The organism is Stutzerimonas chloritidismutans AW-1, assembly GCF_000495915.1.
GTDB classification, from domain to species: domain Bacteria; phylum Pseudomonadota; class Gammaproteobacteria; order Pseudomonadales; family Pseudomonadaceae; genus Stutzerimonas; species Stutzerimonas chloritidismutans.
This window is the reverse complement of record NZ_AOFQ01000056.1, coordinates 45,686-64,767: the sequence shown is the minus strand read 5'-3', so window position 1 is coordinate 64,767 and position 19,082 is coordinate 45,686. Positions and strand designations below refer to the sequence as shown.

The following is a 19,082-nucleotide window of genomic DNA, read 5'->3' as shown; positions in this document are numbered from 1 at the left end:
GATGGACGACTACCAGGACGAACTACTGGAATGGCATGCCGCCGAGCAGGATCACCCGGACTGTGCGGAGGATGCGGTCGAACTCTGATCGCCGCTCGCGTATGCGCCGTTTACGCGCCGCGCCGCTGCGCCCGGCGATAGTCTCCTGGCGTCTGCCCGCTCCAGCGCTTGAAGGCACGCTGAAACGCTTCGGCTGAGGAAAAACCAAGCAGCCAGGCGATCTCGCCGAAAGCGGATTCGGTGTCGCGAATGTAGGCCATCGCCAGGTCGCGGCGGGGGTCGTTGAGGATCGCGCGATAGCTGCTGTTTTCCTCGGCCAGCTTGCGTCGCAGTGTCCAGGCCGGCATTTGCAGACGTGCAGCGATCTGTTGCAGGTCCGGCTCCTGGCCCTTGAGCATCGGCCCGAGAATCTGTGCGACCCGCTCGCGCAGACTGCGGGTGCGGGTGCGCCGTTCCAGTTCGGCTTCACACAGCTCCAGCAGATGCCGCCAGGTGCCGGGGCAATGATCCGGGTTGCGCAACGCCAGGCTGCGCTGATCCAGCTGCAACTGATTCGCTTCGGCGCCGAAGATTACCGGCCGGCCGAACTGCTCGTCGTAGCGCGAGGCGTAGTCAGGGGCTTCGAACTCGATGTGGATCGCCATCGGCACCAGCGGCTGACCGCTCAAGCGGCCGAGCTGCGAGATCCAGCTGGCGAGCACGGTATCGACGACGAAGCGGTTGTAGGCGTTGTAAGGGCTGATGGAATAAAAGCGCAGCCAGGCGCCTGACGCATCTTCATGAAAACTCGAACTGCCGCGGTAGTTGGATGCATACAGCGCCTCGTAGCGGATCAGCGCCCTTGCCGCTTCGCGCACGGTGGGCGCCTGAGCGGCGGTCAGCCCGGCGAGGCCGAGGTGCCCGGGCTTGCGCAGGCGGCCCATCTCCAGGCCCAGAGCGGGATCGCCAGCCAGCTGGATGGCCGCATGCCCGAGCCGCATGTAACGGGGGATCGAGAGGCGGGCATGCGGCTCAGCGAGCCGCTCGCCATCCAGTCCGTAGGCCAGCAAAAGCGGCTGAGGGTCATGGCCGTACAGCTGCAACGCATCGTTGAGGCTGTGCAGAAAACCGACCGACAGATCACCCAGGCGCACCCGTTGCGCATTCATGGGGTGCTGCCGAGCCATTGATTGCGTACCTGGACCGGGACGCCGTGGCCCGGGGGCGCCGGGCGGCGCGGCGAGCCGAGCAGATTCCAGGGCAGGGCGAGGGTACGCACGGCCATGTGCGGTCTTGCGCTGAGCGCGTCGGAATGTGTACTGCCACAGCTCGCCTGCGGATCTGCCAGCGCGCCGGGTACAGCCAGCAGTTTCGCTTCGGCAGGCGGTTGCTCGAGGTAGGCATCGCAGCCCAGCAGCACTGCCAGCGAGCCCGCCGGTGTTTCAATCAGCCGTCGACGCTCGGGGATGGGGGCAACGCTGTAGCGGCGTTCGTAACGGCTCAACGCCTGCTTGTACTGCAGCGTTCCGAGGGGCTTGCCGCGACCGTCAAAGGTCAGGCTTACCTGGCGCAGCGGGCCATCGCCGATCATCAGCTGATCGTTCTCCAGATAGGGCTCCGGCAGCACGATCGAGCCAGCCACCAAGGTAACGCCGAACTCTCTGGCGAGGCCGCCGAAGACGTTCTGGTATTCCTCTGCCATCTGTCGGGCCTTGAGTCGCAACACCGCACCGGTACGCCGATCGTCGCCCTGATTATCCGGCAGTGCGCGCAGATAGCTGCCGGGATTGCTGAGCGCCATCCACTGCATCGCATCGCGCAGGGTGCGGGCTTGCTGCACTTCCGGCTTTTCGCCCAGGGCGAACAGGCCAGTGCCAACGTGTTCGGGGAGCACCACGACGGTTCGCTCGCTGAGCATTCCGGCTTCGGCCGCCTGCTTGAGGTAGGTGCGAAACTTGAGTTGCAGCCGCTCGCGGCTCTGATAGTCGGCTGGCTGCAGCCGGGTCTCGATGCCCAGCAGGTTGCCTGCGCTTCCGGCCTGCCCGTGGTTTTCGATGGGTAGCGTACGCAGATCGGACAGCAGTGGGCCGCTACGACGGTCTTGCGTCCAGTCGAGGTAGACGGCAAATGAGGCTGCTCCGAGGACGAGCAACAGCACGATATTGATTGAGGTGCGCATGTGAGGCAGGGCAGTGAGGGATTGCGTCAGCGTAGGTAACGCGGCGCCTGTTGCCAAGCTTTTTGCGCAGAAGGATCAAAAAGTTGTCACTTTGGATCATTGAGTACGGCACCTTCGCTGTTTATCGTCGCTGCATACCGACCGTAGCCCCATGAGGCTCGGCACTTGTCATGATGAGGATGCTTCGATGACCGCTTTCCCGAAACTGCTGGCTCCGCTCGATCTGGGCTTTACCACCTTGCGCAACCGTACCCTGATGGGATCCATGCACACGGGCCTGGAGGAAATGCCCAACGGCTTCGAGCGGATGGCGGCATTCTTCGCCGAGCGCGCTCGCGGCGGCGTCGGCCTGATCGTCACCGGTGGCGTTGGCCCCAATGAGGAAGGCTCGGTGCGCGCCGGGGCGGCCAAGCTGTCCACGCCGGAGGAGGCCGAAGAGCACAAGATCGTTACCCAGGCGGTTCACGAAGCTGGCGGCAAGATCTGCATGCAGATCCTGCATGCCGGGCGTTACGCCTACAGCCCGCAGCTGGTGGCGCCGAGCGCTATCCAGGCGCCGATCAATCCGTTCACCCCGCGCGAACTGGACGAGGAGGGCATCGAGAAGCAGATCCGCGACTTCGTCAACTGCGCAAGCCTGGCCCAGCAAGCCGGTTATGACGGCGTCGAGATCATGGGTTCGGAAGGCTACTTCATCAATCAGTTCCTGGTGGCGCACACCAACCACCGCACCGATCGCTGGGGTGGCAGCTACGAGAATCGCATGCGCTTGCCGGTGGAGATCGTGCGCCGCGTGCGCGAAGCGGTGGGCAGCGACTTCATCATCATCTATCGCCTGTCGATGCTCGACCTCATCGAAGGCGGCAGTGTCTGGGAAGAGGTGGTGCAGCTGGCCAAGGCCATCGAGCAGGCGGGCGCCACGCTGATCAATACCGGCATCGGTTGGCACGAGGCGCGGATTCCGACCATCGCCACCAAGGTGCCACGCGCCGCGTTCACCAAGGTGACCGCGAAGCTGCGTGGCGAGGTGAGCATTCCGCTGATCACTACCAACCGGATCAATACCCCGGAGGTCGCCGAACAGGTGCTGACCGAGGGCGATGCGGACATGGTCTCCATGGCGCGTCCGTTCCTCGCCGATCCGGAGTTCGTCAACAAGGCCGCCGCCGGTCACAGCGAGCGCATCAACACCTGCATCGGCTGCAACCAGGCCTGTCTGGACCACACCTTCAGCGGCAAGCTGACCACCTGCCTGGTCAATCCGCGTGCCTGCTACGAAACCGAGCTGAACTACATCCCCACTACCGCGGTGAAGAAGATCGCCGTCGTCGGTGCCGGGCCTGCGGGGCTCGCCGCTGCGACCATCGCAGCCGAGCGCGGTCATGAGGTGACGCTGTTCGATTCGTCCGCCGAAATCGGCGGGCAATTCAATGTTGCCAAGCGGGTGCCGGGCAAGGAGGAGTTCTACGAAACCCTGCGCTACTTCAAGAACCGCCTCGAAGAAACCGGAGTCGAGGTTCGTCTGAACACCCGCGCGACGGTGGAAGCGCTGCTGGCCGGTGGCTTCGACGAGATCATCCTGGCAACCGGGATCGCGCCGCGAGTGCCGGCAATTCCCGGGGTCGACCATCCGAAGGTGATTGGCTACCTAGATGCGATTCTGGAGCGCAAGCCGGTCGGCCAGCGCGTCGCGGTGATCGGCGCAGGCGGTATCGGCTTCGACGTGTCGGAATACATCACTCACGACGGCGAATCCACCAGCCTGGATCGTGAAGCCTTCTGGAAGGAGTGGGGTATCGATCTCGGGCTGTCGGTGCGCGGCGGTATCGCCGGCATCCAGCCGGCTCCGCATGCGCCCAAGCGTCAGGTCTATCTGCTGCAGCGCAAGAAGTCCAAGGTGGGTAACGGGCTGGGCAAGACCACTGGCTGGATCCACCGTACCGGGCTTAAGAACAAGCACGTGCAGATGCTCAATTCGGTGGAGTACCTGCAGATCGATGACGCCGGTCTGCACATCCGCGTGGGCGAAGGCGAGTCGCAGGTACTGCCGGTGGATACGGTGATTCTCTGCGCCGGGCAGGAGCCGTTGCGTGAGCTGCAGGAAGGCCTTGAGGCCGCTGGCGCGCGGGTGCATCTGATTGGTGGCGCCGACGTCGCCGCCGAACTGGACGCCAAGCGCGCGATCAATCAGGGCTGTCGCCTGGCAGCGGCGCTCTAGGCCACCGGCACATCCGCAAAGAGGATCACGCATGGAAACTGCAATCGCGCTGCAACCGGGGGCTGCCAATAGCCTGCAGGCCTGGCACCGAATGATCGTTGAGCGAGACCTGAGCCGGCTGCCGGAGCTGCTGCATCCGCAGGCGGTGTTTCGCTCGCCGATGGCTCACACGCCGTATGAGGGGGCAGCGACGGTGAGCCTGATCCTCAACACCGTGCTGCAGGTTTTCGAGGATTTCCGCTACCACCGTGAGCTGGCCAGCGCCCAGGGTGCGGATGTAGTCCTCGAGTTCAGCGCCCGGGTGGGTGACCGTGAGCTCAAGGGCATCGACATGATCCGCTTCGATGACGAAGGGAAGATTGTCGAATTCGAGGTCATGATCCGGCCCATGAGTGGCTTGCAGGCCCTGGGCGACGAGATGAAGCGACGCCTCGCTGCCTACCGCGGCAAGTGATTTAGCTAAGCTCATCGCAAATCCGCTGGGCGCCTGGTCGAACGGCGTCCGATGCGGCGACTCCCTGCCAACCCAGTCACATTGCCTGCGCGAACATTTCCCCTAAACTTGCGGCACCAACGGGACGACGGCATCGGATGGCCGCTCGTTCCGCTAATCGCTGGCTCGCAGTTGCGGGCGATAAAGGAAATCGAGCATGCAGAACAAACCGCAGATGGTCGAAGCCGTCCTGTTCTTCAATGAGGGCTCCATCTGTAAGGAAATGCTGTATCCCGAATTCGAAGCGGTGCTGGATGGGGTGGTCGCGCTACCCGAGTTCGCAGACCGCCAGATGCATGCTGTCTACGTAATGATCAATCCGCGGCTGCAGGTGCGCGCCGCGGTGTTTTTCTGTCTCGACTTCAATGACGACGGCTCTGCCGACGCCGGTTGGAACATTCCCCTGCGTCAGTTGGCCGAGCGTACCGGGCGTGGTCCGGACATGGGGGCCGGACCGATTCGCCTGGCCTGCCGCAGCCAGTGCCCGGTCTCCTGGCACCAGATGCACATGTGGGACCCCAAGGTCGGTCCCGAACGCAATGATCTGGTTGTGTTGCGCGAGACCATCAAGCGCAACCAGCTCGGTCTGCTGGTCGAAGAGGAGACGCCTCAGGCCGTACCTGCGGAACGTCTGCAGATGGTCGCCGAAGACACCTGGTATGCAGCCGAGGCCGGCAAGGACGCAGCTGCGAAACGTTCCGAAAGCCATGAGCGTGAACAGCGGCAGAAGGCTGCGCTGCTGATCAAGCAACAGCGCCAACGCATTACCAACCTCGAGCGTCTGCGCGAAGAAGACGCGCTCAAGCTCACGGCTGCCGCGGAGAAGGAACGCAAGGCACTGCAGGAGGAGATCCGCACGCTGCAGCAGAAATTGCAACAGCAGACCGAGCTGAGCGCCAGCCTGCATGCGCAGATGACCGCCCAGGGCGAGAGTTTCCAGAAAGCGCGTGAGGAAATGAGCAAGCAGCTGCGTACGCTGGAGGTCAGCGGTCGGGTTGAGATCGGCGCCGCCCGGGAGCAGTTCGAGCATGAAGCCCAGGCCCGTATCGCGGCGGCGATTGCGGAGTACAAGGAGCAGGTGGCGATCCGCGATGTCGAGCTGGCCTACCGCAACGAACTGGATGCACAGCTGGAAGAGGAAATCCAGCGGCTCAAGACCGAGTGCGAAACGCTGCGCCACAGCGGTGACCGGGTGCTGGAGGAACTGTCTCGACAAGGGGTCGTGTTCATGGCCTACCACCCGGGTGCCGGGCATCTGACGATCGCATTGCAGGACCTGGCCCGCTACCGCGCCAATCCTCTGGCTTATGCCGCTGCCAAGTGCTTTGTCTCCGAGGAGCAGTACCGACAGTGGCTGGAGCATTATCAGAAGCCGGCCTGCGTCGCGGCGCTTTCCAGCGGTGAGCGTTGCGCGATGCCCCTGGACAAGATCGATGCGCCGAGTCGCTTCGTGATCGGCGAATCCAACTGCTGCGCCCGGCACCGCAAGGAAGACCGGCAGCGCACCGGCAGCTGAGCGGTTTGTCCTCCGTTCAATCCGATCTCGGCTTCGATGCTCCGTTGATCCTGCAGCCGCTGTCATTGGACCGCTGTCATTGGACTGGCTCGCGCGCAGCGGGGTCGAGGTTGCGGTGCTGCGGCTCGATCTGCTGGATCCCGAGCTGTCCGGCAACAAGTGGTTCAAATTGGTAAAGCATCTCGATGCAGCGCGTTCTGTCGCTGCGCCGGGGCTGATCAGTCTCGGCGGCCCGCACTCCAATCATCTGCATGCGCTGGCTGCAGCCGGCCGCCGACTCGGCCTGCCTACTGTCGGCCTGCTGCGCGGCCATGAGCAGGTAACGCCGACGGTCGCCGATCTACGTGCCTGGGGCATGCAGCTGCATTGGCTCGGCTACGCTGGGTACCGGGAGCGCAATCTGCCTACCTTCTGGACGCCATGGCGAGCGCGATATACAGGTTTCTACTGCATCCCTGAAGGTGGCGGCGGTTTGCCCGGCGCCCTGGGGTGCGCCGGACTCGTTCCGAGAGTGGAGTCCGCGCTCGCGTCGCTCGGCTGGAACGACTACGACGCACTCTGGCTGGCCGCTGGTACTGGAACGACGCTGGCGGGTCTGGTCATCGGTGAGGCAGGTAGGCATCGGGTGTTCGGCGCACTGGCAGGGCCGCCTTCCCACGCTGTCGATGCCGGCGTGGCCAACTTGCTCGCGCAAGCCGGCGTGGCGTCCAGCGGCTATGAACTGCTGGACGCCAGTCGTGGCGGATTTGGTCGCTTCGACAGGGAGTTGGCGCAGTTCATTCTCGATACCGAGCGCCAGGGTGGCGTGCCGCTCGATCCGATATACACTGCAAAGACCATGATGGCATTGCGCCTTTATGTCGAGCGCGGTTATTTTCCCGCCGGCACGCGGCTGATATTCGTCCATACCGGTGGACTGCAAGGGCGCCGTGCTGCTCAGGGCCAGCTGCAGAAGCTGATTGACGGATAGACGTTTGGATTTTGTCGGATGAACAAACCGCTGCACCCCGATCAGCTGCGTAATCTGGTCCCGCTCAATGGCTTGTCGCCACGCCAGTTGTGGGAGCTTCGCGTGCGCATAGTGCCGCTCGCGCTTGCGCCTGGGCAGTTGCTCGACCTTGTTGATGAGCTGAGTTCGAAACGTCATTACCTGATGTCGGGCAGCCTGCTGTTGACCGATCACGACGGGCAGCAAACGCGGCTGGTGGCGGGCACATCGGCTGCTCTACACAGCCTTGCTGCGGGCCGCCTGCTGGAGGCGAGGGCGCTGGACGACTGCCAGCTGCTGACGGTGGACAGCGCGGAGTTGGAGCGCCTGCTGTCCTGGCGCCAAGCCCTGCAAGATGTGCTGCTGCAGCTGTCGATGGAGGGCGAGGACGGCGAGTGGCTGGAGCGCCTGCTGGAGAGTCCGCTGTTCGCCCAGGTTCCACCGGCAAATATTCGCAGCATGCTCAGCCGCCTCGTTGAGATCGAGGTATCCGCCGGGCAAACCCTGCTACGCGAAGGGGAAGCCGGCGATTGCTGCTATTTCCTCAAGAGCGGCGGCGCCCAGGTCCTGAAGGCCGCCGGCAGCGGTGAGCAGCTGTTGGCCGAGCTGGAACCCGGAGCCTGTTTCGGTGAAGAGGCGCTGCTCGAAGAGCGACCGCGTAATGCCAGTGTCGCGATGGTTGAGGACGGTCGGGTGCTCCGCCTGGCGCGGGCGGACTTTCTCGAGCTGCTCAAGGCACCGGTGGTTGGCGAAGTCGATCTGGATGGCGTGGCTGATCTGCTGGCGTGCGGTGCGCAGTGGCTGGATGTGCGTCTGCTTGATGATTACGAGCAGGGCCATGCCATGCAGGCGCTGCACATGCCGCTGCACCTGCTGCGTTTGAAAACCCGTCTGCTGGACCCGCAGCGGCCCTACCTTTGCTATTGCGAAAGCGGCAAGCGCAGCGCCAACGCGGTGTTCCTACTGACGCAGCTCGGCTTCACCGCCTATGCGCTGCGTGGTGGACTCGACGCACTTGGTACCGAGGACCGCGCTGCACTGCTTTGGGAGTGTGGCACGGGTTACCTGGCGCGCTCCGACGGCCGAATCGACCGCAGCCTATGATCCGCACCGCCCCATCCCGACCTTTGTCAGACGGCCGCCCTGCGAAGCGCAGTGTGCCGACGAATCTCGCGTCGGGCGCTGCGGGCCAGGCGCACGCTGAGCAACAGAGCTGCGCAGCTCAGGCCGGCGATCAGGCCTTGCCATAGACCGGCAGGCCCACTGGCGGCGCCGAGGTGGTCGGTCAGGCCGAGCAGATAGCCCAACGGCAAACCGATCCCCCAGTAGGCGAAGAGGGTGTAGACCATCGTCATGCGGGTGTCCTGATAGCCGCGCAACGCGCCAGCAGCCGTGACCTGAACCACATCGGAGAACTGGAACAGCGCGGCGTAGAGGAACAGGCTGGCAGCGACGGCGACCACGGCCGGATCCGGGGTATAGATTCGCGCGATCTGCTCGCTGAACAGCAGCATGGCGCTGGCGGAAAAGCAGGCATATACCAGGGCGGCGCCGATCCCGACGCCGGCGACAAAGCGAGCGTCGCGTGGAGCGTTGCGGCCCAGCTCCTGACCAATACGCACGGTCACCGCCATACCCAGCGACAGTGGAATCATGAAGATCAGCGACGTGAAGTTCAGTGCGATCTGGTGACCGGCGACGACCGTTGCCCCGAGGGCGCCGATCAGCAGGGCGATCACCGAGAAGATGCTGGCCTCGGCAAACACCGCGACCCCGATTGGTACGCCGACCGAAAGCAGATGACGCAGCATCGGCCAGCGTGGCCATTCGAAGTGGGAAAACAGCTGACTGGCCTGATAGGCCGGTGCGCGCTTAAACCAGAGGCTCATCGCCACCAACATGAACAGCATCACCAATGCCGTGGAAACGCCGCAACCGACGCCGCCCATCGCCGGCACGCCGAACTTGCCGTAGATGAACACGTAGTTCAGCGGAATGTTCAGTAGCAGGCCGAGGATGCCGATCACCATGCTTGGCCGCGGATGGCCCAGTCCGTCGCTGAAGCAGCGCAGCACCTGATACAGCGCGACCGCCGGGAAGCCGCAGGCGACGGCGCGCAGGTAAGCCATGGTCGGATCGACCAGCGCTTGATCGACGCTCAGCAGATGCAGGACGGGCTCCGCGTTCCACATCAATGATGCACTGAGCACACCGATGCCGCCGCCCATCCACAACGCCTGGCGAACCAGCGGGCCGATTTCGCCATGCCGCCCTGCGCCGAAGCGCTGTGCGACGTTCGGCGTGGTCGCCAGGGTGATTCCGCAGACGAGCAGATAGACCGGCACCCAGATCGAGTTGCCTAGCGCGACGGCGGCCAGATCCTGCGGGCTTACGCGTCCGGCCATAACGGTATCGACGAAACCCATCGCCGTGCTGGCCAGCTGGGCGATCATCATGGGTAGGGCAAGGGCAAAGAGGGTGCGCAATTCGAGGCGGACCCGTCTGAGTCTGAGCTCAGTGGGCATTACTGGGCGTTCCGGTTGTATACAAGAAGCGCGCTAGTCTACGCCGCGTGGCTACGCTCAGGAAGGCGGCAAAGCAGTGGCAAGCCGTCTAGAATGTGCTTCCCCTCACCGGAGCCGTGCAATGCATATCCTCGCCGATGAAAACATTCCGCTGGTCGATGAGTTCTTTGCCGGTTTCGGCGAGATTCGCCGCATGCCCGGCCGCAGCATCAATCGAGCCGCGCTGGAGAATGTCGACGTGCTGCTGGTTCGCTCGGTGACGCGGGTCGACCGCGAGATGCTGGAAGGCAGCGCAGTGCGATTCGTCGGGACCTGCACGATAGGCACCGATCATCTGGATCTGGATTATTTCGAGCAGGCCGGCATCGAGTGGGCCAGCGCACCGGGGTGCAACGCGCGGGGCGTGGTCGACTATGTGCTGGGCAGTTTGCTCGCGCTGTCGGAGGTGCGCGGTGAAGCGCTGGCACGGCGGCGCTTCGGCGTGGTCGGTGCCGGTGAGGTGGGCGGGCGGCTGCTCGAAGTGCTGCGCGGGCTTGGCTGGGACGTGCGCGTCTGCGATCCACCGCGGCAGGTCCGCGAGGCAGGCGATTTCGTCTCGCTGGATGAGATCCTCGCGGAGTGCGATGTGATCAGCCTGCACACGCCGCTGACCCTGGGGGGCGACTGGCCGACCTTTCACCTGTTCGATCAGGCGCGACTGTCGAGGTTGCGACCCGGTACCTGGCTGATCAATGCCAGTCGGGGGGCTGTGGTGGACAATGCCGCGCTACGCGATCTGCTATTGCAGCGGCCGGACCTGGAAGCCGTGCTGGATGTCTGGGAAGGCGAGCCTCAGGTCGACGTCGCACTGGCCGGCTTGTGCCGTATCGCTACGCCGCACATCGCCGGGTATAGCCTGGATGGCAAGCTGCGCGGTACGGCGCAGATATATGCGGCGCTTTGCGCGGCGCGTGGTGTCGAGCCGGCTATCGAACTGGCGCAGCTGATGCCCGGCCCGGCACTCACCGAGCTGGCGTTTGCATCCTCCGCAGAGCCCGCCGAGATGCTGGCCACACTGTGCCGGGCGGTCTACGATCCGCGTCGCGACGATGCTGACTTCCGCCGCAGCCTGCTTGGCGATGAGGCGCAGCGTCGGGCCGGGTTCGATCTGCTGCGCAAACAGTATCCGCCGAGGCGCGAGATCGATGGCCTCAAGGTGCGGATCGGCGGGCACAACCCGGCGCTGGCTACGATAGTCGAGGCGCTTGGCGCGCGATTGCTGGGCTAGCCGGCGGTTCGAGTGCAGCCCGGATGCAATTTCCATCCTGCTCCGCTAGCATTACCCGTCCTCTGCCTTGTCCCCCGCGATGGTGTTATGAGTTATCAGGTTCTTGCACGAAAATGGCGTCCGCGCTCGTTCCGCGAAATGGTCGGCCAGACGCATGTGCTCAAGGCCCTGATCAACGCGCTGGACAACCAGCGCCTGCACCACGCGTACCTGTTCACCGGCACGCGAGGCGTGGGCAAGACGACCATTGCGCGGATCATCGCCAAGTGCCTGAACTGTGAAACCGGGGTCAGCTCGACGCCCTGCGGTGTGTGTTCGGTATGCCGGGAAATCGACGAGGGGCGCTTCGTCGACCTGATCGAGGTGGACGCCGCGAGCCGTACCAAGGTCGAAGACACCCGCGAGCTGCTGGACAACGTGCAGTACGCGCCGAGCCGCGGGCGCTACAAGGTTTACCTGATCGACGAAGTGCACATGCTCTCGTCGCACTCATTCAATGCGCTGCTCAAGACTCTCGAGGAGCCGCCGCCCCACGTCAAGTTCCTGCTGGCGACCACCGATCCGCAAAAGCTGCCGGTCACCATCCTCTCGCGCTGCCTGCAGTTCTCCCTGAAGAACATGCCGCCCGAGCGGGTGGTTGAGCACCTCACTCATGTGCTGGGCGTCGAGAACGTTCCCTTCGAAGACGATGCGTTGTGGCTGCTGGGGCGTGCCGCCGATGGCTCGATGCGCGATGCGATGAGCCTGACCGATCAGGCGATCGCCTTCGGTGAAGGCAAGGTGCTGGCCGCCGATGTGCGCGCCATGCTCGGCACCCTCGATCATGGTCAGGTCTATGGTGTGCTGCAGGCATTGCTTGAAGGCGATGCCAGAGCGTTGCTCGAGGCCGTTCGCCACTTGGCGGAGCAGGGGCCGGACTGGGCTGGGGTGCTGGCCGAATTCCTCAATGTGCTGCACCGCGTCGCCATCGCCCAGGTGCTGCCGGAGGCAGTGGACAATGGCCAGGGCGATCGTGATCGCGTGCTGGCGTTGGCTCAGGCGCTACCGGCCGAAGATGTGCAGTTCTACTATCAGATGGGTTTGATCGGCCGGCGCGATCTGCCGCTGGCGCCTGATCCTCGCAGCGGTTTCGAAATGGTGCTGCTGCGCATGCTGGCATTTCGTCCTGCAGGCAGTGATGGCGCACCGCGAACACCGCTAAAGACACTGGGAATCAGCCCGGCCACAGCTGATTCCAAGCCCGCAGCGGTGGCCGATTCCGCTCCCGCTGGCGTGTCTTCCACTCCATCCGCTGCGATTGCCGTAGCAGCTGCGCCAGAGCCCGCTCCCGTTGCGCCGGCCGTTACCATGCCAGTGAACGTGCCGGCTCCCACGCCCTCGGCAGTGACCCTGGTCGCCACTCATGTGGTGGAAGCGCCGCAGGCCGCGCCTGTCATCGATGTGCCGTGGAATGAGCCGCCTGACGTACCGCCCGTCGCGGTCGAGGCTGATGCCGTTTTACCCGAACCTGTACCGGTGGACGGCGCTGCCGATCACGTGGCGTCCGTGGTACAGGTCGAAGAGCCGGATGATGACGAACCGCCGCTGACGGACGAGGACTACTTCGAGGTCGAGAACCAGGCCGAGGCCTATCTGGACGAACTGGAACACTCAAGGGATGAGCCGGAGCCCGTCGAGCCACTGCCTGCGGTAGAGCCTGCGACCGGGCTGGCTGCCGAGTGGCTGGAGCTGTATCTCAAGCTCGGCTTGTCCGGTCTTACCGGCAGCATTGCCGCCAACTGTACGTTGATTGCCGTGGAAGGCGACCGTTGGCTGATGCATCTCGATCCTGCGCAGAGCGCACTATTCAACCCCACGCAACAGCGACGACTCAACGACGCCCTGAATCAATACCACGGGCGTACGCTACAGCTCGAGATCGTGCTGCAGAAGCCGGAGCAGGAAACTCCTGCGCAGGCCGCTCAGCGTCGCCGTGCCGAGCGGCAGCGTGCAGCGGAACAGTCGATTCACGCAGATCCCGTGGTCCGGCAGCTCATGCAGCAGTTCGCCGCTGTGATCCGCGAAGGCACCATCGAACCCGTAGAACACTCCGAAACCTGATTAATTGAGGTGATTCCCATGATGAAAGGTGGCATGGCCGGCCTGATGAAGCAGGCGCAGCAGATGCAGGAAAAAATGCAGAAGATGCAGGAGGAACTGGCGAGCGCCGAGGTGACGGGCCAGTCTGGCGCCGGGCTGGTCAGCGTGGTGATGAACGGTCGCCATGACGTCAAGCGCGTCAGCCTCGACGACAGCCTGATGCAGGAAGACAAGGAAATCCTGGAAGACCTGATCGCTGCCGCCGTCAATGACGCGGTACGCAAGATCGAGCAGAACAGCCAGGACAAGATGGCCGGGATGACCGCCGGCATGCAGCTTCCGCCAGGCTTCAAGATGCCTTTCTAACCCGAACGGCCAATCGGCGCGCATGGGCGCGCTTCTCGAAGGGCGGGGCATCGTCATTTACGCGCAGTAGACTCCGATGTCCCGCTTTCTTGCCTCTGGTCCTGCAAGCCGCCTGAATCCCTGGCACTGTGCTGCCCCTTTGCATAGCGACGCTTAATTTATGAGCTTCAGTCCCCTGATCCGCCAACTCATCGACGCCCTGCGCATTCTTCCCGGCGTGGGCCAGAAAACTGCACAGCGCATGGCGTTGCAGCTACTGGAGCGAGATCGCAGCGGCGGCTTACGCCTGGCGCAAGCGCTGAGCAAAGCGATGGAAGGGGTCGGCTACTGCCGGCAGTGTCGTACCCTTACCGAAGACGACCTGTGCCCGCAATGCGCCGACCCGCGACGCGACGATTCGCTGCTCTGCGTGGTGCAGAGCCCGGTGGACGTTTTCGCCGTCGAGCAGACGGGCTTTCGCGGGCGCTACTTCGTGCTCAAGGGGCATCTGTCGCCGCTCGATGGTTTGGGTCCTGAAGCGATCGGCATTCCCGAGCTTCTGGCGCGTGTTGCAGACGGTGCGTTCACTGAAGTCATTCTCGCGACAAACCCGACGGTGGAAGGCGAGGCAACGGCGCATTACATCGCGCAGATGCTGATTCCAAAGGGGCTGACCATCAGCCGAATCGCTCATGGCGTTCCGCTGGGCGGCGAGCTGGACCTGGTCGACGGCGGAACCCTGGCCCACGCACTGGCCGGCCGCAAGACAATCCGCCTATAACCCGAAGTACTGACGATATGCCACCTCGGTAGTGCAGTTTTCTGGGTGATTCAGGTAAAGTTCTAAGCCATCAACGTTAGATAACTAAAACGAATATAGTCCTTCGTTCTGGTTATATGTGCTGGCTATCCGAATCGAGGTCGAAATGAAAGCAAAGCATTGGCTGGTTCCAGCTCTGCTGCTGCTGAGCGCGTTTGCTCAGGCGCAGGAGAAGTTCAAGGTTGGCTACATCCGTGTGATGGACGATGCCCAGGCCATGGTTGCACACGAGGCCGGTCTGTATAAGAAGCATGGCCTTGACGTCGAGCTGATCGAGTTCAGTTCCGGTACCGACCTGATCAAGGCGATCGTCGGCGGGCAGTTGGATACCGGCGTCCTCGGCTTTACCAACGCGGTGGCCTGGGCCTCCAAAGGTGCTGACCTCAAGGTGGTCGGTGGTGCTCAGCAGGGCTACCACTCCATCGTGGCGCTTGAGGGGTCGGGTATCGAGAAGGTTGCCGACCTGAAGGGCAAGATCCTCGCTTCGCAGAAAGAGGGGAGCACCGCCGATGCAGTGCTGCGTGGCGTGACCTTGAAGAATGCCGAACTCAAGCCGAGCGACGTCAACATCATGGGTGTCAGCCCGGCCGTTGCGGTGCAGTCGCTGGTGTCCGGGCGTGTCGATGCGGCGTTCCTTTTCGAGCCGTATGATCGCATCGCGCAGCTGGTTGCCCCGGTTCAGCAGGTCTACGAGATCGGTGAAGTGTGGCCATTCCCGTGCATGGTGGTGATCACCTCCGGCGATACCCTGGCCAAGCGCAAGGATGCCGTCTGGAAGTCGCTGGACGCCCAGCGCGATGCCATCGAAATGCTCGACAAGCAGCCTGCCGAGGCAGCCAGGCTGATCGCCGACTACTTCATCGCCGAGCCGACGCTGAAGACGCTCAAGCGTGGTGAGCTCGCGCGCGAGGTTGTCATTGAGGAGGCGATCGGAACCCAGACCTTCAGCGCCAAGCTTGGCAAGGACGATCTGGCGCGCATCCAGGAGCTGGCGGACATTCTGCAGGAGCTCGGTTCGCTGAAGACCCGCGATGGCAAGCCGTTCGACACCAGTGCCATCGTTGATCTGTCCTGGCAGGAAGCTCGCGAACTCTGATTGCTTGACTCTGGTTTGAAACTACACGGGTCCGGCCTTTGTGCCGGGCCGTTTGCATCGCCCGCATTGCCGGGCAATTTCGTTTCTGGATTTGCGGATTTTATGCAACTCAGGTTTGAAGAAGTAGACAAGTGCTTCGGGCAGCTCGAAGTCATCAAGGGCTTCAGCGGTGAGTTCGCCCAAGGTGAACTGGTGGCTCTGGTTGGACCTTCGGGTTGCGGCAAGTCGACCCTGCTGCATCTGGTTGCCGGGCTGGAGAAGCCCAGCGCGGGCCGCGTGCTTGCTGACGAAAAACCGATCACCGAGCCGAGCCCTCGACGTACGCTGGTGTTCCAGGAGCATGCCCTCTATCCCTGGCTCAGCCTGCAGGGCAACGTTGCCATGGCGCTGGAACTGCAGGGCGTGGCCAAGGCCAGCGCATTCGAACAGGCGCAGGCCTGGCTCGAGCGGGTCGGCCTCAATGGATTCGAGCATTACTACCCGCATCAGGTCTCCGGCGGCATGCGCCAACGCACGGCCCTTGCCCGCGCATTCATCGCCAAACCCGAGGTGCTGTTGCTGGACGAGCCGTTTGGCGCCCTTGATGCCCTGACCCGAATGGCATTGCAGGACGTGTTGCGTGAACTGATCGAGGAGCATCAGCCGACGGTGCTGTTGGTCACCCATGATGTCGATGAGGCCCTTTACCTGGCCGATCACGTTCTGGTGTTCAGCGCGCGGCCGACTCGCGTGCTGAAAACCTTCAACTTCACCCATTGCGAGAAGAGCCACGATCTGTCCGACTTCGCTGCCGAGCGTAAGGAAATTCTCAGTCTGCTGGGTATCAAGACGGAGGTAGCGCATCCATGAGTCAGGCTCGCCGTCTTACTGGCCCAAAGAAGTACCTCGCGGTCGTTCTGGCCATCCTGTTCATTCTTCTGATCTGGCAGGCCGCAGCATGGAGTTTGCCGGCCTTTCTGATGCCAGGTATCCCGATCGTCTTCGAGCGTCTGTTCAGCACTATCCAGGAGCCAGAGTTCCGCGAAGGGCTTTACGGCAGTATGAGTCGCCTCGGCAGCGGCTACAGCTTCGCGCTGCTGTTCGGTATCGGTTTCGGCCTGGTGGGTGGGGTACTGTTCTTCTTTCGCGAGATCCTGCGCTCGGCCATCGTCATTCTGCAGTCGATTCCGTCGATCGCCTGGGTGCCGTTGTTTCTGATCGTGATGGGTTTCGGCAATCTGCCGATCATCGTGGTGGTCGCCCTGGCCGCTTTCTTCCCGATGGCGCTGTCGGTGATGAATGCCACCGAGAGCGTGCAGCCGGTGCACGTCGCCGCGGCGCGGGTGATGGGTGCCTCGCGCTGGCAGCTGCTGCGCCGCGTTTATCTGCCCGCCGTGATGCCAGAGTTGATCACCGGCGCGCAGCTGGCCTTCGGTAACGCCTGGCGTGCACTGATCTCCGCCGAAATGCTGATTGGTTTCGGCCAGGGGCTCGGGCGTTCGCTCGCGTACTCGGGCGAGATTGCTGACATGGTTGGCGTGATGATGAACATTCTGGTCATCGCCATTCTCGCCACGCTGATCGATCAGGTTGTACTGGAGAAGTTCAAGCAGCGGATGCTTCGCTATCAGTACGTCTGAGGCCATTGCATGTCTGTTCCCTCGCGCATTGCCATATGGCTCGTTCTGTTGATGCCGGTTGCGGCGATGGCCGAGTCGTTGCGGGTGCAACTGCCCGAACATCGGGTGTTGTCCAGCAGCGAAACGGAGAGTTTCGAGTCGGCGCTGATCGAGCAATTGGCCGAAGCGCTTGGGCGTTCCGGGTCTTCCGTGGTCAGCGCAGATGACGCTGAAGTGCGCCTGGTCGCAGGCGATCGGGTCGGTCCGGCCACCTACTATCATGCTGTGCCTGCCGCGCTAAGCGCGACGGAAGGTGAGTTGCTTGCCTGGTCCGATCTTCAGGGGCAGACGGTTTGCGTCAATCACGCGAGTCCATATGGAGCGTTGCTTAGCGAGCGCTTCGCGGCGGTGCCTCGGGACTATCCGAGCGCGGCGCATGCGCTGATCGGACTCAGGCTTGGTGAGTGCGCTGCGGTTGTCGAAGATGATGTGCTGCTGACGGAGATCGCCACCTTGCCCGAGTGGCAGCGCTACAAGCACCTGTTACCGTCGATTTTCGATGCCGGGTGGCAGCTAAGCCTGACCGTCGCCGATGACGCTAACCTGCAGCAGCAGATCAACGCACTCTTGGCGCAATGGTCAGCAGAAGGGCGGTTGGCGGGGCTGACCCAGCAATGGGTCGATGAGGTGGCGTTTCAGGCATACGTGCTGGCCGATACCCTGGACTGCCACTGATTCGGTAATTCGGATTCGATGGCCAGGTTCAGCGTTCGTTCTCGAGTATCTGCGGCAGCATCCGCTGCAAGCCCTCCAGTTTCAGCGGCGCACGAATATGCCCGCGCAGGCTGCCATCCGGTGCGACCAAGGCCAGATTTCCGCTATGACTGACACTGTAGTCGCCTTCTGTTTCGCGCGCCGGAACGAAAGGGAGGCCCAGCGCCCTGGATAGCCTTAGCAGTTGCTCCATGTCGCCGGTCAAGCCGCTGAAGCCGGCGCGGTAGTAGCTCAGGTAGGCCTTGAGTTGTTCCGGCGTATCGCGCGCGGGATCGGCGCTGACCAATACCACCTGCAGCTGCTCGCGAGTCTCGGGCGGTAGCCGGCTGATCAGCCGACGCATGTCGCTCAGCGTGGTCGGGCAGATGTCGGGGCAGGCGGTAAAGCCGAAGAACAGGATGTGCCAGCGCCCCTGCAGCGACGAAGTACTGAAAGGCTGGCCGTCCTGGTCGATCAGCTCGAGCTGGGGAATGGGCCGTTCACGCGGCAGCAGCAGGATATTCGCCTGGTCCAGCAGTGCATCGCGATCGAGTGCGAACCCGGGAGGAGTACAGGCCAGAACTAGGATAAGCAGGCTGCGCCTTAACGTCATTAACACGGGCAGATCCTTTACCTAGCGGCGGCGCGGAGAATTCGCCGTCAGCGGTCGCTTAGGGCGAAGGCGGTCAGAGTGAACGTGGGAATGCCAATGTCCTGAAGTTTCTGCGATCCGCCCAGTTCGGGCAAATCGATGATGGCAGCGGCCTCATGAATGCTCGCGCGCATGCGTCGCACAAGCTGTGCGGCGGCTAGCAGCGTGCCGCCAGTCGCAATCAGGTCATCGAACAACAGCACCGAATCGCCCTCGCAAAGGCTGTCGGCGTGAATCTCCAGATGCGCTTCGCCATATTCGGTGCTGTAGGCCTGCGACAGCACGTCGGCCGGCAGCTTGCCCTGCTTGCGAAACAGCACCAGAGGTTTGTTCAGCTCATAGGCGAGAATCGAGCCGACCAGGAACCCTCGTGCATCAAGCGCGCCGATATGTGTGAAGTCGGCCTCCACATAGCGCTGAATGAAGCTGTCAGCCACCATGCGTAGCGCCTTTGGCGACTGGAATAACGGGGTGATGTCGCGAAACACCACACCCGGGCGGGGAAAGTCCTGCACCGGGCGGATCAGGGTCTTGATGCTGAACTCGTCGAAGATCATCGGATCTGCTACTCCAA

18 protein-coding genes are annotated in these 19,082 nt (G+C 63.1%); 13 read left to right on the top strand and 5 right to left on the bottom strand.

What is annotated here, in order from left to right; all coding sequences use genetic code 11:
* Positions 1-110: 110 nt before the first annotated feature.
* Entirely contained in the window at positions 111-1,148 is a 1,038-nt protein-coding gene (locus F753_RS42830; protein ID WP_031298135.1) for an AraC family transcriptional regulator, read from the bottom strand.
* Complete coding sequence (locus tag F753_RS42825; RefSeq protein WP_023446337.1) at positions 1,145-2,158, bottom strand: carbon-nitrogen hydrolase family protein; 1,014 nt, start codon at positions 2,156-2,158, stop codon at positions 1,145-1,147. Before F753_RS42825 ends, F753_RS42830 begins: the two co-directional genes overlap by 4 nt.
* 187 nt (positions 2,159-2,345) lie before the next feature.
* On the opposite strand from F753_RS42825, the gene F753_RS42820 reads away from it, so the two are divergent.
* The 5 genes from F753_RS42820 to F753_RS42800 all read left to right on the top strand — a co-directional run bounded on the left by F753_RS42820 (position 2,346) and on the right by F753_RS42800 (position 8,477).
* Entirely contained in the window at positions 2,346-4,376 is a 2,031-nt protein-coding gene (locus F753_RS42820) for an NADPH-dependent 2,4-dienoyl-CoA reductase (RefSeq protein WP_023446336.1), read from the top strand.
* A 31-nt stretch (positions 4,377-4,407) separates the two neighbouring features.
* On the top strand, positions 4,408-4,830 hold the full coding sequence (locus F753_RS42815) for a nuclear transport factor 2 family protein (protein WP_023446335.1): 423 nt from the start codon (positions 4,408-4,410) through the stop codon (positions 4,828-4,830).
* Positions 4,831-5,026: 196 nt separating this feature from the next.
* On the top strand, positions 5,027-6,385 hold the full coding sequence (locus tag F753_RS42810) for a hypothetical protein (RefSeq protein WP_023446334.1): 1,359 nt from the start codon (positions 5,027-5,029) through the stop codon (positions 6,383-6,385).
* 73 nt (positions 6,386-6,458) lie between these two features.
* Positions 6,459-7,355: a 1-aminocyclopropane-1-carboxylate deaminase/D-cysteine desulfhydrase gene (locus F753_RS42805; protein WP_425337522.1), complete on the top strand. Its 897-nt coding sequence runs from the start codon at positions 6,459-6,461 to the stop codon at positions 7,353-7,355.
* 18 nt (positions 7,356-7,373) lie between these two features.
* Positions 7,374-8,477, top strand: a complete 1,104-nt coding sequence (locus F753_RS42800; protein ID WP_023446332.1) for a cyclic nucleotide-binding domain-containing protein — start codon at positions 7,374-7,376, stop codon at positions 8,475-8,477.
* A gap of 26 nt (positions 8,478-8,503) precedes the next feature.
* Here the strand turns inward: F753_RS42800 and F753_RS42795 are convergent, their stop codons facing one another.
* Complete coding sequence (locus tag F753_RS42795) at positions 8,504-9,898, bottom strand: MATE family efflux transporter (RefSeq protein WP_031298131.1); 1,395 nt, start codon at positions 9,896-9,898, stop codon at positions 8,504-8,506.
* A gap of 121 nt (positions 9,899-10,019) precedes the next feature.
* Between F753_RS42795 and pdxB the strand changes: the two genes are divergently transcribed.
* The 8 genes from pdxB (at position 10,020) to F753_RS42755 (ending at position 17,838) form a co-directional block, all read left to right on the top strand.
* Complete coding sequence (pdxB, locus tag F753_RS42790) at positions 10,020-11,165, top strand: 4-phosphoerythronate dehydrogenase PdxB (RefSeq protein ID WP_023446330.1); 1,146 nt, start codon at positions 10,020-10,022, stop codon at positions 11,163-11,165.
* Positions 11,166-11,252: 87 nt separating this feature from the next.
* Positions 11,253-13,265: a DNA polymerase III subunit gamma/tau gene (gene dnaX, locus F753_RS42785; RefSeq protein ID WP_031298129.1), complete on the top strand. Its 2,013-nt coding sequence runs from the start codon at positions 11,253-11,255 to the stop codon at positions 13,263-13,265.
* An 18-nt stretch (positions 13,266-13,283) separates the two neighbouring features.
* The gene (locus F753_RS42780) at positions 13,284-13,610 is read left to right on the top strand and encodes a YbaB/EbfC family nucleoid-associated protein (RefSeq protein ID WP_023446328.1); all 327 of its coding nucleotides are present in this window, start codon (positions 13,284-13,286) and stop codon (positions 13,608-13,610) included.
* A gap of 160 nt (positions 13,611-13,770) precedes the next feature.
* Complete coding sequence (gene recR / locus F753_RS42775) at positions 13,771-14,370, top strand: recombination mediator RecR (RefSeq protein WP_014820524.1); 600 nt, start codon at positions 13,771-13,773, stop codon at positions 14,368-14,370.
* A gap of 145 nt (positions 14,371-14,515) precedes the next feature.
* On the top strand, positions 14,516-15,505 hold the full coding sequence (locus F753_RS42770) for an ABC transporter substrate-binding protein (protein WP_023446327.1): 990 nt from the start codon (positions 14,516-14,518) through the stop codon (positions 15,503-15,505).
* 102 nt (positions 15,506-15,607) lie between these two features.
* Positions 15,608-16,354 carry an ABC transporter ATP-binding protein gene (locus F753_RS42765; protein ID WP_023446326.1) on the top strand — a complete coding sequence of 249 codons (747 nt, stop codon included), beginning with the start codon at positions 15,608-15,610 and terminating at the stop codon, positions 16,352-16,354.
* The gene (locus F753_RS42760; protein WP_023446325.1) at positions 16,351-17,124 is read left to right on the top strand and encodes an ABC transporter permease; all 774 of its coding nucleotides are present in this window, start codon (positions 16,351-16,353) and stop codon (positions 17,122-17,124) included. The genes F753_RS42765 and F753_RS42760 overlap by 4 nt, the downstream gene beginning before the upstream one ends.
* 9 nt (positions 17,125-17,133) lie before the next feature.
* Positions 17,134-17,838, top strand: coding sequence for a type 2 periplasmic-binding domain-containing protein (locus tag F753_RS42755; RefSeq protein WP_023446324.1), 705 nt, complete (start codon positions 17,134-17,136; stop codon positions 17,836-17,838).
* 28 nt (positions 17,839-17,866) lie between these two features.
* Here F753_RS42755 and F753_RS42750 read toward each other — a convergent pair whose 3' ends face one another.
* On the bottom strand, positions 17,867-18,469 hold the full coding sequence (locus tag F753_RS42750) for an SCO family protein (protein ID WP_023446323.1): 603 nt from the start codon (positions 18,467-18,469) through the stop codon (positions 17,867-17,869).
* Positions 18,470-18,516: 47 nt separating this feature from the next.
* On the bottom strand, positions 18,517-19,065 hold the full coding sequence (locus tag F753_RS42745; protein ID WP_014820518.1) for an adenine phosphoribosyltransferase: 549 nt from the start codon (positions 19,063-19,065) through the stop codon (positions 18,517-18,519).
* Positions 19,066-19,082 lie beyond the last annotated feature (17 nt).

Coding starts and splice junctions, on each gene's coding strand:
- F753_RS42770 (WP_023446327.1), top strand. CDS start 14,516: ATGAAAGCAAAGCATTGGCTGGTTCCAGCTCTGCTGCTGCTGAGCGCG.
- F753_RS42810 (WP_023446334.1), top strand. CDS start 5,027: ATGCAGAACAAACCGCAGATGGTCGAAGCCGTCCTGTTCTTCAATGAG.
- F753_RS42825 (WP_023446337.1), bottom strand. CDS start 2,158: ATGCGCACCTCAATCAATATCGTGCTGTTGCTCGTCCTCGGAGCAGCC.
- F753_RS42760 (WP_023446325.1), top strand. CDS start 16,351: ATGAGTCAGGCTCGCCGTCTTACTGGCCCAAAGAAGTACCTCGCGGTC.
- dnaX (WP_031298129.1), top strand. CDS start 11,253: ATGAGTTATCAGGTTCTTGCACGAAAATGGCGTCCGCGCTCGTTCCGC.
- F753_RS42755 (WP_023446324.1), top strand. CDS start 17,134: ATGTCTGTTCCCTCGCGCATTGCCATATGGCTCGTTCTGTTGATGCCG.
- recR (WP_014820524.1), top strand. CDS start 13,771: ATGAGCTTCAGTCCCCTGATCCGCCAACTCATCGACGCCCTGCGCATT.
- F753_RS42815 (WP_023446335.1), top strand. CDS start 4,408: ATGGAAACTGCAATCGCGCTGCAACCGGGGGCTGCCAATAGCCTGCAG.
- F753_RS42780 (WP_023446328.1), top strand. CDS start 13,284: ATGATGAAAGGTGGCATGGCCGGCCTGATGAAGCAGGCGCAGCAGATG.
- pdxB (WP_023446330.1), top strand. CDS start 10,020: ATGCATATCCTCGCCGATGAAAACATTCCGCTGGTCGATGAGTTCTTT.
- F753_RS42765 (WP_023446326.1), top strand. CDS start 15,608: ATGCAACTCAGGTTTGAAGAAGTAGACAAGTGCTTCGGGCAGCTCGAA.
- F753_RS42750 (WP_023446323.1), bottom strand. CDS start 18,469: ATGACGTTAAGGCGCAGCCTGCTTATCCTAGTTCTGGCCTGTACTCCT.
- F753_RS42830 (WP_031298135.1), bottom strand. CDS start 1,148: ATGAATGCGCAACGGGTGCGCCTGGGTGATCTGTCGGTCGGTTTTCTG.
- F753_RS42800 (WP_023446332.1), top strand. CDS start 7,374: ATGAACAAACCGCTGCACCCCGATCAGCTGCGTAATCTGGTCCCGCTC.
- F753_RS42745 (WP_014820518.1), bottom strand. CDS start 19,065: ATGATCTTCGACGAGTTCAGCATCAAGACCCTGATCCGCCCGGTGCAG.
- F753_RS42820 (WP_023446336.1), top strand. CDS start 2,346: ATGACCGCTTTCCCGAAACTGCTGGCTCCGCTCGATCTGGGCTTTACC.
- F753_RS42795 (WP_031298131.1), bottom strand. CDS start 9,898: ATGCCCACTGAGCTCAGACTCAGACGGGTCCGCCTCGAATTGCGCACC.